The 13231-nt window shown below is 58.6% G+C and carries 12 protein-coding genes; 4 read left to right on the plus strand and 8 right to left on the minus strand.

Annotation, left to right across the window (positions count from 1 at the left end; genetic code table 11):
* The first annotated feature begins 68 nt into the window (after window positions 1-68).
* On the plus strand, window positions 69-554 hold the full coding sequence (locus ACWKV9_RS06365; RefSeq protein ID WP_483835223.1) for an acyl-CoA thioesterase: 486 nt from the start codon (window positions 69-71) through the stop codon (window positions 552-554).
* A gap of 216 nt (window positions 555-770) precedes the next feature.
* Window positions 771-1163: a DUF3301 domain-containing protein gene (locus ACWKV9_RS06370; RefSeq protein WP_483835224.1), complete on the plus strand. Its 393-nt coding sequence runs from the start codon at window positions 771-773 to the stop codon at window positions 1161-1163.
* 4 nt (window positions 1164-1167) lie between these two features.
* Here the strand turns inward: ACWKV9_RS06370 and ACWKV9_RS06375 are convergent, their stop codons facing one another.
* Window positions 1168-2139 carry a CobW family GTP-binding protein gene (locus ACWKV9_RS06375; protein ID WP_483835225.1) on the minus strand — a complete coding sequence of 324 codons (972 nt, stop codon included), beginning with the start codon at window positions 2137-2139 and terminating at the stop codon, window positions 1168-1170.
* A 54-nt stretch (window positions 2140-2193) separates the two neighbouring features.
* On the opposite strand from ACWKV9_RS06375, the gene ACWKV9_RS06380 reads away from it, so the two are divergent.
* Window positions 2194-2562 (plus strand): NADH:ubiquinone oxidoreductase, encoded by a 369-nt coding sequence (locus ACWKV9_RS06380; RefSeq protein ID WP_483835226.1) that lies wholly within the window; start codon window positions 2194-2196, stop codon window positions 2560-2562.
* A gap of 19 nt (window positions 2563-2581) precedes the next feature.
* On the opposite strand, the gene zigA is transcribed toward ACWKV9_RS06380, so the two are convergent.
* The 3 genes from zigA to ACWKV9_RS06395 all read right to left on the minus strand — a co-directional run bounded on the left by zigA (window position 2582) and on the right by ACWKV9_RS06395 (window position 5962).
* Window positions 2582-3784, minus strand: a complete 1203-nt coding sequence (gene zigA, locus ACWKV9_RS06385; RefSeq protein ID WP_483835227.1) for a zinc metallochaperone GTPase ZigA — start codon at window positions 3782-3784, stop codon at window positions 2582-2584.
* Window positions 3785-3950: 166 nt separating this feature from the next.
* Window positions 3951-5183 carry an N-acetylmuramoyl-L-alanine amidase gene (locus ACWKV9_RS06390; protein ID WP_483835228.1) on the minus strand — a complete coding sequence of 411 codons (1233 nt, stop codon included), beginning with the start codon at window positions 5181-5183 and terminating at the stop codon, window positions 3951-3953.
* A 257-nt stretch (window positions 5184-5440) separates the two neighbouring features.
* On the minus strand, window positions 5441-5962 hold the full coding sequence (locus tag ACWKV9_RS06395; RefSeq protein ID WP_483835229.1) for a DUF3617 domain-containing protein: 522 nt from the start codon (window positions 5960-5962) through the stop codon (window positions 5441-5443).
* 172 nt (window positions 5963-6134) lie between these two features.
* Between ACWKV9_RS06395 and cls the strand changes: the two genes are divergently transcribed.
* Window positions 6135-7574 (plus strand): cardiolipin synthase, encoded by a 1440-nt coding sequence (cls, locus tag ACWKV9_RS06400; protein WP_483835230.1) that lies wholly within the window; start codon window positions 6135-6137, stop codon window positions 7572-7574.
* A gap of 157 nt (window positions 7575-7731) precedes the next feature.
* On the opposite strand, the gene cfaB is transcribed toward cls, so the two are convergent.
* From cfaB to hflC, 4 genes are all read right to left on the minus strand, one after another.
* Complete coding sequence (gene cfaB / locus ACWKV9_RS06405) at window positions 7732-8916, minus strand: C17 cyclopropane fatty acid synthase CfaB (protein ID WP_483835231.1); 1185 nt, start codon at window positions 8914-8916, stop codon at window positions 7732-7734.
* A 274-nt stretch (window positions 8917-9190) separates the two neighbouring features.
* Window positions 9191-11128 carry a heavy metal translocating P-type ATPase gene (locus ACWKV9_RS06410; RefSeq protein WP_483835232.1) on the minus strand — a complete coding sequence of 646 codons (1938 nt, stop codon included), beginning with the start codon at window positions 11126-11128 and terminating at the stop codon, window positions 9191-9193.
* Window positions 11125-12198, minus strand: a complete 1074-nt coding sequence (gene hflK / locus ACWKV9_RS06415) for a protease modulator HflK (protein WP_483835233.1) — start codon at window positions 12196-12198, stop codon at window positions 11125-11127. The genes ACWKV9_RS06410 and hflK overlap by 4 nt, the downstream gene beginning before the upstream one ends.
* Window positions 12195-13226: a protease modulator HflC gene (hflC, locus tag ACWKV9_RS06420; RefSeq protein WP_483835234.1), complete on the minus strand. Its 1032-nt coding sequence runs from the start codon at window positions 13224-13226 to the stop codon at window positions 12195-12197. The genes hflK and hflC overlap by 4 nt, the downstream gene beginning before the upstream one ends.
* Window positions 13227-13231: the final 5 nt, after the last annotated feature.

The following is a 13231-nucleotide window of genomic DNA, read 5'->3' on the forward strand; positions in this document are numbered from 1 at the left end:
CTGCCCGTTCTGAATCGAGCATCCCTTTGAGATGCACTTACTTGATCCGACTTGACCGTGAGCACGCTATGGAACCCGGAAACGCCCAGCTATCGATGACTGTATTGATGACCCCGGACATGGCCAACTTCTCTGGCAATGTCCACGGAGGGACCCTTCTGAAGTACCTCGACGAAGTGGCCTACGCTTGCGCAAGCCGTTACGCCGGTCGTTATGTCGTGACCCTTTCAGTGGACCAGGTCATTTTCCGCGAGCCGATTCATGTCGGTGAGCTGGTGACGTTCCTGGCATCGGTCAACTACACCGGCAACACCTCGATGGAAATCGGGATCAAGGTTGTGACTGAGAACATCCGCGAGCGCTCGGTGCGTCATACCAACAGCTGCTTCTTCACGATGGTGGCAGTGGACGACCAGCGCAAACCGGCTGGCGTTCCTCCTCTGACCCCCATAACGGCCGACGATAAACGGCGTTTCGTTCAAGCGCAGCAGCGCCGGCAAATCCGACAGGAACTGGAAAAACGTTACCGCGAGATCAAATCCGATCCGGTTTAACGACGACGTCTGAACCGTCCCACTTCTTGGGGTCGGTTTATTCTGTAGGAGCGAACTTGTTCGCGAGGCGATTCAGGTGGCACCGCATAACGCTCGCCAACAAGTTGTCTCCTACAGAGCACTGCGTCAAAACAATAAGAAATTAAACACAGGTGCTATGGCTGACAGTCACCTGACGCAGTTAAGCTGGACGCCTTCTGTTGGAGTTCTCCTTTCATGCTGACCTTGGGCAACATATTCGTCCTGATGCTTCTGCTGACCGGCGTTGCGTGGCTATGGCATTCCCACGGCTTGCGCGAACGGGCGCTAGAGCGAGTGAAACAGCACTGCGCCAAGCTCGACATCGAATTGCTGGACGGTAACGTGGCGTTGCGCCGCATTACCTTCAGGCCTGATAACGAGGGCCGCAAACGCTTGGCCCGCGTGTATAACTTTGAGTTCACGGTCACGGGCGAGCAGCGTCATCCGGGGACGATCACCATGTTCGGCGCCCACACCGCGCAGATCGAATTGGCGCCGTACCCGTTCGAAATCAAGACCCCGCCAAAAACTGCTGAAATCATCGAAATGAATCAGTGGCGCCAAGAGCACAACAAGTGGAAGCAGTAAACCGCTAGTGATCGTCGCGCAAGCAGGCGGTCAGCTCCGCTTGGAGCGCTGCCTGATCCTGCGGTTCTGCAAATATCAGCTCCAGACGAGAATCCCGCCTCCACTCGCTAAGCGACCATTCAACGGCAGAGCCTTCCAGCGCATTGCTGGAAACCCAGCCACGCTCACTGTGGATAACCAGTTTGGCCCGACGCCAATTCAGGCCGTCCAGCCAAAGACCCACTTTTGACGTGTCAAAGCGCTGTTCGGGATGCCACCGCCAGCCGATGCTCCAGCCTTCCGGCTGGCTTTGACTCAAGCAGATCGGCACCCGTCGGTTGCTCCACACGGCAGGCGCCTGCGCCAATGTCTTCGGTGGTGCGAAGTTATCGACAGCATGACTGGCGTGCTGGTCTATACCGGGCAGTTGGTGGAGTGGCAACGCGCCTTGTTCAGTCCAGTAAATTGGCCGAACTGGTAGCTGCTCAATTAACGTCTTTCGCGATTGCTCCGTTAAACCCGCTGATTTATTGAGCACAAGTAATCCGGCTTCGGGCATTGCATCCAGCTGACTGGGCGGCAGTAGGCGCCCCCCTGCACGCGCCTCGGCATCCAACACGATGACGCTGGGCTGCAGCGCCAAAACTCCAACCCACGGCGCGGCTCGCAACTGCGCCATCAATTGCGCCGGATGCCCCAATCCCGACGGCTCGATGAACAATCGATCCGGGCGGGACTTACGCAGCAGCCGCCCCAGTCCGATCTGAAACGGCGCACCGTTGACGCAACACAAGCACCCTCCAGCGACTTCTCCAAGTGCGATACCATCCGCAGCCGTGGTCAGTAGCGCTGCGTCCAGGCCGATCTGACCAAACTCGTTGATTAGAATCGCCCAGCTTTCGCCTACAGGTTTTTGCGACAGCAGGTGCTTGATCAAACTAGTCTTGCCGGCCCCCAGCGGGCCCGCAATCACATGAGTAGGAATGTTCTGCAGCATGGCGGCCATTCTTTTGAAGTCGCGCTCGTTGCCGAGTGCAGACGGAGGTAATCGATGCGAGCAATCTGGCTGCCCACGTGGCTGGCATTAGCGGTGTTGGCGGTGACGTCGAGCGAGGTTCGCGCCGAGGCGTGTCTGGTGCATAGTCAGTCAGACCGAGTCGATGTGAAGGTTTGCCAGGAAAACCTGACCATCCCGCCCAAGCTTTTTCACGACGGCTTTTGTCAGCCGCAACTGAAAGACCAGACTGTGGACGTCACCTTCTCCGAGCAATGCCCCACAGGCTCCTTCGGACAATGCAGCAATGCGCTGGTCGCCAATATGCCTTATCGCCAGAACATTCACTATTACGGCGTGGCCAGCGATGCGGCGTTTCTCAAGCCGTTTTGCGAACAGCAGAGCAAGGGCGTCTGGAAACCCTGATCATCACCTGTAAGGGCGCTTACGCTGTCGCGTCGTGCCAGTCGCCGAAGGGATTGGGCAACAGGCGCCAGCTTTCACTGCCTAGCGCAATTTCTGCATCAGTCAGCAGGCAATCATCCAGCGCCATTACCAGCCTCGTGAAATCCATGTTCTGCCCAATGAATACGAGTTCCTGACGGCAATCACCGGTCTGTGGGGTCCAGTTTTTCATGATGGCCTGGGTGTCTTCATGGTCTTGCGGCCAATGGGCCTTGGGTACGAAGCGCCACCAGCGACCGGCAAAACCATGGCGCATCAAACCACCAGCCTGAGACCAACTGCCAGCGTCCTGGTGCTTGCTTGCGAGCCAGAAAAAACCTTTGGAGCGCAGCAGTTTGCCGTTGTCCCAATTGCGGTTTACGAAGTCGAAAAACCGCTGCGGGTGAAACGGCCTACGCGCTTTGTAGACTGTGGACGCGATGCCGTAAGAGTGTGTTTCCGGTGTGTGCTCGCCGCGCAGCTCTTTAAGCCAGCCCGGCGCTTGTGCAGCGCGATCGAAATCGAAGCGTCCGGTGTCGAGAATTTTAGCCAGCGGCACCTGGCCCATGACCATCGGGATGATTTCGGCTTGGGCGTTGAGTCGTTGCAGGATAGCCATCAACTCCAAACGCTCGCTCGAGCTGATCAGATCGATCTTGCTGATGAGGATGACGTCGGCGAATTCGACCTGTTCGATCAGTAAGTCAGTGATCGCGCGCTCGTCTTCTTCACCGAGGGTTTCGCCACGGCTGGCCAGACTTTCGGCCGCTTGGTAGTCCTGTAGGAAGTTCATGCCATCAACCACCGTGACCATAGTGTCTAGCCGAGCGACGTCGGCCAGGCTCTGCCCGTCTTCGTCGCGAAACGTAAACGTCTCGGCCACAGGCAGCGGCTCGGAGATGCCGGTGGATTCGATCAGCAAATAGTCAAATCGGCCATCTTTTGCCAAGCGGCCAACTTCTTCGAGCAGGTCCTCACGCAGCGTGCAGCAGATGCAGCCGTTGCTCATTTCCACAAGCTTCTCTTCAGCACGGTTGAGGCTGACGCCGCGCTGTACGGCCCCGCCGTCGATGTTAATTTCACTCATGTCATTGACGATGACGGCGACGCGTAGGTTTTCTCGATTGCGCAGGATGTGGTTGAGCAGCGTGCTTTTGCCAGCCCCGAGAAAGCCGGACAGAACGGTGACAGGAAGGCGGTTCATGAAAGTCTCATCAGGTGGCTGATTCAAGTTCTGCATACGTTATAGTATAACAATGCACGTCAGCCACTTCTTTCTGTAGGAGCGAACTTGTTCGCGAGCCGTCCTGGCTCATGCGGCGCGGTTTCGTCTCTTCAACACGCTGGCTCCTACAGATCATCCAGCCAGTTCAGACCTGCGCCTGCCCGCGCTTCTCCTCCTGTCGCCACGCCACATACGAGCCCACTGGAGGATTGCGCTCGAAGTACTGCTTCATCCCCTCGAACAACCCATCCGCCACTGCCTGCTGATGGCGCGCAGTCACAAGACGCTGGCTATCCCGTGCGTTGGAGATAAACCCGGTTTCTACCAGAATCGACGGCACATCAGGGGACTTGAGCACAGCGAATCCGGCCTGCTCGACGCGCTTCTGATGCAAGTCAGTGATGCCCTGCAAACTACCAAGGATCGTATTGCCCAGTTGCAGACTGGCGGTGATGGTGGCGCTCATCGACATGTCAAGGATCACGCCCGCAAGCATTGGGTCCTTGTCCTTCAGATTGAGCAGGCTGGTAGCGCCAATCAGATCCGCGCCGTTCTCGCGCTGTGCCATGTAGCGGGCGGTTGCTGAAGTGGCGCCACCTTCGGACAAGGCAAATACCGAAGCACCCGAGGCCGTAAGACGCGGCGCCGCATCGGCATGCACCGAGATGAACATGTCGGCGTTGTATTTGTGGGCGATGTCCACACGCTTGCGCAGCGGGACGAAAAAATCATCATTGCGCACAAGCCGCACATCGAAACCCTTCTCACGCTTCAAGCGCTTGGCGAGCAGCTGCGCAATCGACAGCACAACATCTTTCTCACGCTCGCCCTTGGAGCCAATCGCGCCAGGGTCTTTGCCGCCGTGACCCGCATCAACCACCACCATGATGTCTCGCTTGGGCCCACGTCTGTCGGCGGCGGGCTCTGCCACAGGCTTCACCAACGGCACAGCGGCCATCTCCACCGGCGCATGCTGTACGTCTGCGCCCAGATCCAGTACCAGGCGATTACCCTGGGAGCCTTCCGGCCCGAGAACAAAGCTGTTGAGCGCAACGGCTGAAGCCAGGTCCAGCACAATGCGCGTATCGCCTTGCCCGAAATGGCCGGAGCGAATGGCTTTGATCGGCGTATTGTCGAGCACCAACTGATTGAAGTTACCCTCAAGCCGCGCGCCGCTGAAATCGATAATGATGCGTTCCGGCGCACTCAGCGTGAAGGTTCTGTATTGCACCGGGCCACTTAGATCAAACACCAATCGCAGCTTGTTATCCGAACGCCAGAGCCTTGCGTTGCGAATCTGCGTCGCGCTTGCAGTGAAGGGAAGCGCGAAAGCGGCGCTGGCCAATAACATATTGAGCAGCATTTGACGTCGATGCATGGCATGTACCGAGAAAGCGAGCGCATGGCTCATGGACGGGAACAGTAATAGTTACTGTATAACATGCCAATGTGACGCCGAAGATGAAGCTTTTGGCGGCTTGGGTGAAATTCACACGCGGAGGAATCACCCCCATATGACGCAAAAAACCCATTTGAAACAACAGGATGTTCCACGTGGAACATAAGCTGGCCAGCGATGTTCCACCAGAAAGCAAAACGCCCCAAAAATGGGGCGCTGGGAGCTTAAGCAGCTAGTTAAGTCCGTGGTTTGACTGTGCCGCACTGCTGGCCTAGCCAGACCGCTTTGGTATCCATGCTGCCATTCTGTTGCTGACCAGTAGCGTTGAAAGAGCCGACAACGTGGGTGTTGAACTGACGATCACTGAGGAACTGGGCGGTGCCAGTGCCCTGTGCGCGAGGACAGCTGAATTTGAATTTCCAGTTTGGCCCATTGCGATCGGTAACTTGCTGCGTGCATCCCGACTTGGGGTCCTGAAGAGGAATCTGTTCGCTTTTCACCTGCTCCGGGGTCAGGCAAATGCGGACACCCTTGCCACCCACGGTAACACCTTGTTTTTCCAGCATTTGCTCCATGGCAGCGCGCTGTTGAGGAGCCATCATTTGAAGTTGATTGAGCATGACTTGCATATCAGGAAGCTGCTGGCCGTCCACCAGCATGTTGCTCGAGGTCAGTTCCCACAAACCAGGTTGCAGTACCTGCGCCTGTGCGAACGGCGCGGCCAAACAGACCATTAACGCTACAAAGCGCTTCTTCATTTATCTCTACCTTTGTGTGCCCGAATCAATCTGAAACTGATCAGTACCTGTAACCAGTTGATGACGCTTAGACGGCGAATACCAAGTGCAGTTGCACGGCGAATAAAATAGCGACAATCCCCGCCCACTGTGGTCTGTTTAGACATCAGTAAGGCTTGGAGCAAGCTCTCGCATGGATTACCACAGCCCCTATTTTTTCGGCTACGTCATCGGCTTCACTCACCTGCTCGGCATCATAGCCGCGATCCACGCATTGATGACGGTTCGCACCGCGCAAGGCTCTATCGCTTGGGCGATGCCGTTGATTTTCATCCCCTACATCACGCTGATTCCTTATCTGGTATTCGGTCGCAGTTCATTCGACGCTTATATTAAGGCGCGGCGGCAGGCTAACCGTGAGATGCGCGACGCCATTGGCAATATGAACTGGCGGCCCTGGATTGAAGAGGCTGTTGCCGCACGGCAATCCGCCGCCTACGTCTCGCTGCGGGCGATGCCGAAACTGGGTCGGATGCCGTGTCTTGCGAACAACGAAGTCAGGTTGCTGATCGACGGCGACGCTACTTTTAGCGCCATTTTCGATGCCATCGGCAAAGCCAAACAGGCCGTGCTCGTGCAGTTTTTCATCATCCACGACGACGATCTTGGAAGACGTCTGCAAGCGTTGCTACTGGAAAAGGCCGCTGAGGGTATCGCGATTCATGTGCTATATGACCGGATCGGCAGCCACGCCCTGCCCGCCGCGTACACAGAGAAACTGCGTGCCGGTGGCGTGCAAATCAAAGCCTTCGCCACCCGCAGCGGTTGGCTCAATCGGTTCCAGATCAACTTCAGAAATCATCGGAAAATTGTGGTGGTGGATGGGGAGATCGGATTCGTCGGTGGGCACAACGTAGGCGATGAATACCTGGGGCTAAAGCCCCCGCTGGCTCCTTGGCGCGATACGCATGTCGCTATCGTCGGGCCAGTAGTCGCCTGTCTGCAGGAGTCGTTTGCCGAAGACTGGTTTTGGGCAACACGCGAATTGCCGCCGCTGATATTGCCGCAGTCCTACCCGGAAGATGGCGTGCTGTGCCAACTGCTCGCCAGCGGCCCCGCCGATCCTCAGGAAACCTGCTCGCTGTTCTTCGTCGAAGCCATTCATGCCGCGACCGAACGAGTCTGGATCACCACCCCTTATTTCATTCCTGACGAAGCCGTATCAGCTGCTCTTTATCTCGCTGTATTACGCGGGGTGGACGTGCGGATTCTCCTGCCATCAAGACCCGACCATTACGTGGTTTATGCCGCCTCCAGCCTGTTCGCATTTGAAGCGGTCCGCGCCGGGGTGAGGATCTTTCGTTACAAGCCAGGCTTCCTGCACCAGAAGGTGGTGCTGGTGGACACCGAAATCAGCGCAATTGGCAGCGCCAACATGGACAACCGCTCGTTCCGTCTTAACTTCGAATTGATGCTGTTGACGGTCGATGAAGACTTCGCGCGCGAGGTCGAGGACATGCTGAACGCGGACTTTGCGCTGGCACATGAGTTATCGATTGAAGAAAGCCGCGAGACCCATCATTTGCAGCAGTTGGGGATGCGTGTAGCGCGGCTGATATCGCCTATTTTGTGAAGGTGACGCAGCTAGCGAGGTATTTGTGGGAGCGGACCCGTCCGCGAAGAGGCCAGGGTATCTGATAAAGATTGGTAGCCTGGAAGAGAGCATTTGCGCACGGGTCCGCTCCCACGGGTTTAGGCTTCAACCTGCGGGAGCGGCGGAGCTAAAGCTGTCAGCGGTAAATGTCTTCACGCGTCAGCGGCAGATCGTGGCTTCCGTCCCCCAATGGCTTAACCGCCAGCACTTGATGCAAATTGATCCAGCCCTGGGAAAACGCGTAAGCGCAGCCAGCCAAATACAGGCGCCAGATGCGCAGGGCCTGATCAGGCACCATTGCGGCGGCGACCTCAAGCTTCTGCTCCAGCCGTGCGCTCCAGTGATCCAGCGTCTTGGCGTAATGCAGACGCAGACTTTCCACATCCACGACTTCAAGACCGGCCTCGCTGATGTGCGCGGTGATCATCGACAAATGCGGCAGCTCGCCATTCGGAAACACATAGCGATCAATGAAATCCCCCGCACCGCGGCCAACCGGACGGCCATCAGTATGCTTGGCGGTAATCCCGTGGTTCATCACCAGACCGCCATCCTTCACCGCGCCGAACAGGCACTTGGCGTAGAGATCAAGATTGGCGTGGCCAACGTGTTCAAACATACCGACGCTAACAACTTTGTCGAAACGGCCGTCTTGGGGTAAGTCGCGGTAGTCGAGCAGTTTCAACTCGACTTGGGCTTCCAGGCCTTCAGCCTTTACTCGCTCCTGCGCCAGCGCCAACTGTTCACGGCTCAAGGTGATCCCTAGGACTTTCACACCGTACTCGCGCGCCGCGAACCTGGCTAATCCGCCCCAGCCGCAACCGACGTCCAGCAAGTACTCGCCTGGCTGCAGGCGCAACTTGCGGCACAGGTGATGGAATTTGTCCTGCTGGGCCTGCTCCAGGGTCTCGTTGCCTGTTTTGAAATAGGCGCAGGAATAGACCATCTCCTTGTCGAGCCACAGCTGATAAAACGCGTTGGATAGGTCGTAATGGTAGGAAATGGAAGCGGCGTCAGTTTCCTTATCGTGCTCGGTTCGCACGACCAGATTCACGTCCTCGTCGTCACCCAAGGCTTTGGTCAACTGATCGCACACGCGCACTACTTCGGTGATCGAGCCCTCAAGCTCAAGCCGTCCTTCGACGAAAGCACTGCCTAGCAAGCCCAGGCTGGGATGGGTAAAGCCGGAAACCAACAGGGGATCTTTGACGACAATAGTGACCTTGGGCGTAGGCCCAAGATCCATCTCATGACCGTCCCAGAGTTTGAGCCGAAGCGGTAGGTGAAGATTCTGTAACGCCGGTGGTAATTGCGCGAGCATTGAGAAAACCCCCTGATCCAGAAACTTAGAAAAGGGTAGTCCAAAACCGGATCAACATCGGACCCGTCAGGCGATCGGCTTTAAGGAAAAACTGCATGAATCGACGTCCGGGTACTGCCATCTGCCCCGAGGATTCGAGCCAATTTAGTGCCTGCGATGGAACACCCTCTTCATGACTGAAGATAATTTGTAACAGAGTTCTTCAAAGCTCAAGCGAATTTTTATACTTAGGCGCAGCCTCTAGCCCGGCGCTTTCAGGAAAAGCGCCGACTAATCAATGCTTAACGGGATTATTAAATTTTGCGATCGGTTCATGAAAGCGCAGCAAACGGCCCGCGTTGCCCAAGACCAACAAGGTACTGAGGTTGTGCAGCACGGCTGCGATCATCGCGCCAGCAGCGCCCAGCACGCCGAACGCAGCGAGCGCCACGATCGCAAGCGTCCAGCCCAGACCGATGATCACGTTGACTTGCAGCGTGTGTCGGCATTGACGGCTCAGACGCACACAGGTGCCAAGGCGTCGCAGATCACTGCCGATTAGCACGATGTCTGCTGACGCCAACGCAATGTCCGCCCCACCGGCACCCATCGCAACGCCAACCACACCAGCCTTCAGCGCTAACGAGTCGTTGATGCCATCGCCCACCACCATGGGACGGAAGCCGTTTTTGATTTCGCCCATCACGCGGTTGAGCTTGTCCTCAGGCAACGCCTGCGCCTGGATGTCGCTGACGCCGACCTCATGGCCCACACTGTCAGCCACGCTTTGCCGGTCACCGGTTAGCAGTAGTTGGCGCCCCATGCCCAGTTCGCGTAACTCGGCCAGCGCCTGACGGGCCTCCGGCTTAAGGCTGTCTGCGAGCAACAGCCAAGCGAGAAACACACCGTCCACCGCCAAACCGGCAATGGGTCCATCGTGATCGGGCACCGGTGAAGTCTCGATCCCCAGCTGCTCAAACAACTCAGGTCGGCCCAACGCTGCTTCGCCGTGGGGCGTTTGCGCGACGACACCCAGGCCCTGCCGCTCGCGGATATCCTGAAGGGGCAACAGTTGGTCCTTTTCCACCAGCAGCGCCAGTGCCCGACTGACCGGATGGCTGCTCGCCGCGCCAAGGCTGGCGGCCAGAGCCAACACGCTTTGCGATTCCCCATTCACGGCCTGCACCGATTGCAGCCGTAAGCTGCCATAAGTCAGCGTCCCTGTTTTATCCACAACCAGTGATGTCAGATCAGCAAGCTCCTCCAGAAACGCCGAGCTACGAATCAGAATCCCGTGCCGCGCAGCGACCGCAATCCCGGCAATCGCCGTCGCGGGTGCCGACAACACCAGCGCACAAGGACAAGCCGCCACCAGTACCGCAAGCATGGCTTGGGCGTTATTGGTGATGAACCACGTCACCGCCGCGATCAGCAACACCAGCACCATGTAGCTCCCGGCGTAACGCTCCAGCAAGCGAGTGATCGGCGGCTTGGAGCGTTCGGCGCTCTGCATCAGCGCGATGACTTTGCCCAGCGTCGACTCATTGCCAATACGCGTGACCTCAATCCTCAGCAGGCCATCGAGATTGATCGCACCGCCGAACACGTCCACACCCGCTCTCGCCTCCAGCGGCACTGACTCGCCCGTGATCGGCGCAGTGTCGAGGCTGGCTTGCCCTGAAATAACCTTGCCATCCGCCGGCACACGATCACCCGCACGGACCTCAACCTGATCGCCCGCAACCAATGTGCCGTTATCCACTTCGCGGATGCTGCCGTCCGCCGCGACGAGGCGGGCGTGGCTGCGCGTGAGTTTGCCCAACGCCTGAATTGCCTCTTGGGAACCGATAACGCTACGTTCTTCCAACACATGACCGAAAATCATGATGATTGGCAGCAGCGCTGCGGTCATCAGATCGCCCGTCGCCCACGCACCCAACATGGCGAGCGCAATCAGTTGATCGGTGATGCCGTGCAGACTCGGGTAACGCAGGCTGTGCCATCCGGCGCTGACCACCGGAATCGCCACCAGCAGAGACGCGGCTCCCAGCAGCAACTGGCTGACGCCGACCTGCTCAGGAGCCAAGAAACGCCAAACCAGCCCCAATGCCAGCAGGCCGAGCGCGAGCATCGCCAGAGTCAGTTGCTGCGCGGCACTGCGCCGTTCGGAGCGGGTCAGCATGCTGCCTGGCGTCGCGGGTTCGGCATGGGTGTGAACGGCATCGCCACTCATTTATCTGCTCCCTGAATGATCAGACGTGAATCGTCTTTGGGATTGACCGTGGTCACCGAGCCGGCTTGGCCGAGAATTTTTGGCACGCGTTCGCGATAGATTCGCTGCAACAGACCCGGGTCGCTCGACTGGGCAAGGCCGGTGACTGTCGCTGTGTCCGTTTGCGCCTTCGCCAGCCGCTCAGACGCTTGGGCATGTGCGACCTGCACGGTGCGGTCGGCCTGCTGATTAGCGGTCTGGTTGAGTTTTTCAGCGTCGGTGCGTGCATTGGCAACAGCCTGATCGGCTTGTTGGCTGGCGGTGAGCACAGCGTTGAACGCGTTGACTGCGGCGGTAGGCAGACTCGACTGCACGTCAACCCGCGCGACCTCGACGCCGAGGCCTGCGCCGGTGGCCGTCAGCTCTTTCAAGCGCTGATTGATGCCCTGCACCAAATCGCCCCGCAGGCGCTCACGTCGCTCGGCGGACTGGCTGTCGGCGCCCACCAGTTCGGGACGCGCCACCAGAATCGTGTCCAGATCCCGAGCCGCCGTGAGGGCCACTGCGCTGCGAGTGACCAATCGATCCAGCGCTGGCAGCACATGTTCGCCTTGCAGCACGTAGGCTCGTGGGTCAGTGACCTTGTAGTACACCGTCACATCCAGCTGTACGACACCGGCGTCTCCCGTCAGGAGAAAACCAGAACCCGCCAGTGCATCGCTCATCGGCGTGGCGAAGCTCGCAACTTTGTCGGCCGCCAGCGCAGTCGGAGAACGCAGTAGCGTCTCGACGTGACGCTCGATCACCCGATCCGCCGACGGCAGCAACACTACTTGTTCAAACGGTTGCGGCCAGGCCATCAGCAATCCCGCGTTTTGCACCCGGTCCAACGCGCCCATGTGGAACACCACAGCGCGGTTTTGCGGATCGATCTGCCGAACGTTCGAGAACGCCCAGCCCAAGGCCGCCAGCACCGTGACCGCGTAAAGCCCGATAAACGCCAGGCGACTCGCCTGCAACCAGGGACTGTTGCTCACCGGCCGCTCGCCCGCCAATGAGCCGCCAGCGGTTGGCGCATCATGCTCACTCATGGTTGAGTTCCAGGCTTGCCGTCCAGAGTCGGCGGGCCATCGACCAGCACGCGGAACGGCGCCGCGTCGGTACGCAGAATCAGCTTGGTGGTCGGGCCGACGACTGTGCCGAGGGTGTCCAGCGAACGCAGCAGGTTGTAGAGCTGTGGCGAACCGGCGTAGGCACGGCCATAAATTTGCGCCGCCTCGACCCGCGACTGCGCTTCGATATCCGCCGCTTTCACAGTGGCATCGGCTTCGACGATTCGCGCATCACGCTCGGCAGCGGAGCGAATCTGCGCCGCTTCGCGCTTGCCGATGGCGGTACGTTCGGTTGCAATGGTTTCACGCTCGGCGCGCATGCGATCCACCGTGGCGTTAAGCGTCACCGAGGGCAATGTCAGACGCTCGACACCCACCTGCAGGACGCGTACGCCATAGGTCGTGAGCAACTGCTGATCGATCTGCTGACGCAGCTGGTTCTCGAAATCGGTGATCCGCACCTGACTGGCATCGGTGTTGACCAGGCTCGACAGGTCGAAGCTCGCTGCGGTGGTTTCCAGCGCCGAGCCGACAAAGGTACGAATCTGCCGCGCGGCTTCATCCGGCTGGTTTTGCACAGCGCGCATGAAGCGTTTCACGTTGTCCGGATCGCCCTGCACCTGCCACGCGACATACGCCTGAACGATGATGCGCAGGCCATCGCGGGTGCCGACATCCTGTAAGCCACTTGAGGTGGTGCGCAGCCGCAGGTCGACCGGAATCGTCGCCTCGAACGGCGCCGGCCAGCGCCAGCTCAAACCCGGATCGAGCAACACCCGTGAGGGATTACCGAACCGCGTCACCACCGTGGCCTCGCCGGAGCGTACTTGCACCAGACTCGCAGCCGCGACGGCGAAGGCGATCAACACCACCGCCAGCGCCGAACGCCGCCACGGGAAACCTACAGGACCGGTTGCTTCACCGTGATGATGGCCGTGGTGGTGCCCGCCGTGACCGCGGTCGTGACCCGAATGGTCGTGGTGATCGTGTGAATGAAACAGACTCAAGGGAC

This window comes from Pseudomonas corni (genome assembly GCF_057128765.1).